Consider the following 2,577-nt stretch of genomic DNA (forward strand, 5'->3'; position numbering starts at 1 on the left):
CGGATATATCAAAGTTACCCGATTTGCAGCCACCACTTATGATGAGTTTAAATCTTCCATTGAAGATTTAAAATCTAGAGGAATGAAAAAATTGATTGTGGATCTTCAGGGAAATCCTGGAGGATATATGGGTGCAGCTATTAATATGGCAGATGAACTTTTAGGACAAAGAGCATTAATCGTTTCTCAAGAAGGAAAAGTAGATCAATACAGTCAAAAAGCATTTGCGTATAAGCCAGGTTTGTTTGAAGAAGGTCCAGTGATAGTCTTGATAAATGAGGGAAGTGCTTCTGCTTCAGAAATTCTAGCTGGAGCAATTCAAGATAATGATCGAGGATTGATCGTCGGCAGAAGATCTTTCGGAAAAGGATTGGTACAATTACCAATTGACCTTTCAGATGGAGGAGAACTTAGATTAACTATCGCAAGATATTATACGCCATCTGGCAGATCTATCCAAAAACCTTATGGCGCCAATTATGAAGACTACGAGCGGGATTTCACAAAAAGGTATGAGCATGGTGAATTTTTCTCAGCAGATAGCATCAAGTTTAATGATAGCTTGAAGTATGAAACTCTTAAAGGAAGATCTGTATATGGAGGAGGAGGAATCATGCCTGATTATTTTGTGCCTCTCGATACAACTATGAGTAGTGTCTACGTGAATAGATTATTTAATTCAGATTCTAATAGAGAGTTTGTTTTGGAATATGCCAATGAAAACAAGTCAAAGTTTGAAAACATGCCGATAGAGGAATACAGAGAAAAATTTGAAGTTTCAGACGAAATGCTTAAAGAATTGGTAGCTGTTGGTGAGAAAAACAAAGTGAAGTTTGACAAAGCTGACTTTGAAGAATCTAAATCGTATTTAAAAATTCTGGTAAAAGCACACCTTGGACGTCAATTATATGACGACAGTGCATTTTATATGGTCGTTAATGATATCAATGAAGTGTATGTACAAGCACTAAAATTATTTGATCAGGCTGAGCAAATCGCATTAGCAAAAGACCTAAGTAATGTACAGGAGGAGGAATAAACTTCATTTTCTTTAAAATTTGAGAGCAATTCGAAAGAGTTGCTCTTTTTTTATATCCATTTTTACTTTCAATCTTTTCATAAAAGGTTGAACTTGGAAATACTTTATATTTCCGATCGAGTCAATTTTATCATAAATCCAAAATCCAATGAAACATCTTTTAACTTTCCTTTTATTTTCTGGAATCATAATGAGTACTACAGCACAGATTAAAGTCAATCATATCGCAGCTCACGTTTCCAACCTTCAAACGAGTAAAGAATTTTATGAAAAAATAGTTGGGCTAAAGGAAATAGAAGAACCTTTTAAGGATGGTTTGCATGCCTGGTATGATATAGGTGGTGGGGCAGCTCTTCATATTATTGAGGCTCCAAATATCCCTACGCAAATTTCCAAGGTAAATCACCTTTGCTTTAGCATGGAAGATATGGATTCATTCATCAAAACCCTTCAGGAAACCAATTACCCTTTTGAGAGCTGGATAGGTGAAAAAGGAAAAGTTACAATCCGTGTAGACGGGATAAGACAAATTTATATTCAGGATCCTGATGGCATGTGGCTCGAAATAAATGATGATTATTGATTCTAATGTTTAAAAAAAAGAATGCCCGAAATAATTAATTTCGGGCATTCTGATTTAATTATCGTAGATATTTTGTGGCCAACTATCGTTACCAAAATTAATATCCGGAGTAATTTTTTCTGGATCTATTACAACTGCTTTTATTTTTTTATCAGTTTTAACTAAGTGATTCCAGGTATCACCTCTTTGCCAGATTTCAACAGGCAAGCTAAATCTTTCCGTAGAATCATCCTCATAAGTCACCTCAATTAAAACTGGCATTGGCATATCTCCTTTATTAGAAAGACTTACCAAATAATTCCCAGCATAAGGGAAAACCCCATTTATTCCTATATCTATATTTCCATTTCCATAGAACCAACCTTGCCAGAACCAAGATAGATTCTCTCCACCTACGTTTTCCATATGATTGAAAAAATCTGTTGGTTGTGGATGCTTATAGGCCCAAGTCTTTATATATGATTTGAATGCATTGTCAAAGCGCTCGGGGCCTAAAATGTATTCTCTTAGCATGTATAATCCAAAAGCTGGCTTATTATAGGCCACCATTCCCAAATTAGAGGTATTAGCCACATCTGGGTATGTATTTATTCCTTCTCTGGTTTCGCTATTAAAGTAATTCAAATACCTTCTGCTTTGGTTCAGATTAGAAGGGTATTCCCCATTGTTAAATTCCAAGGTGCTATAATGATTTATGAATGTATTGAACCCTTCATCCATCCAAGCATATCTTCTTTCATTTGAACCAACTATCATCGGAAACCAATTATGTCCAAATTCATGGTCGGTAACTCCCCAAAGACTGGCACCTTTTGATCTGTAATGGCAAAAATTCAAACCGGGATATTCCATCCCGCCGATCTCAGCTGCAACATTAGTAGCAGTTGCGTATGGAAATTCAAACCATTTTTGAGAATAATGTTCAATCGAAGCTTTGGAGTATTCTGTAGACCTA

3 protein-coding genes are annotated in these 2,577 nt (G+C 35.6%); 2 read left to right on the forward strand and 1 reads right to left on the reverse strand.

Annotated features, from left to right (window positions below; translation table 11 throughout):
* Both Q0L68_RS19465 and Q0L68_RS19470 read left to right on the forward strand, forming a co-directional pair.
* The coding region (locus tag Q0L68_RS19465) for a S41 family peptidase (protein WP_296705911.1) at positions 1-1,039 on the forward strand (1,039 nt) is incomplete at its 5' end.
* A 148-nt stretch (positions 1,040-1,187) separates the two neighbouring features.
* Entirely contained in the window at positions 1,188-1,622 is a 435-nt protein-coding gene (locus Q0L68_RS19470; RefSeq protein WP_296705912.1) for a VOC family protein, read from the forward strand.
* A 54-nt stretch (positions 1,623-1,676) separates the two neighbouring features.
* Here the strand turns inward: Q0L68_RS19470 and Q0L68_RS19475 are convergent.
* Positions 1,677-2,577: M1 family aminopeptidase (locus Q0L68_RS19475; protein WP_296705913.1), on the reverse strand; the 901-nt coding region annotated here is incomplete at its 5' end.

This window comes from Algoriphagus sp. (assembly GCF_024642405.1).
GTDB lineage: Bacteria > Bacteroidota > Bacteroidia > Cytophagales > Cyclobacteriaceae > Algoriphagus.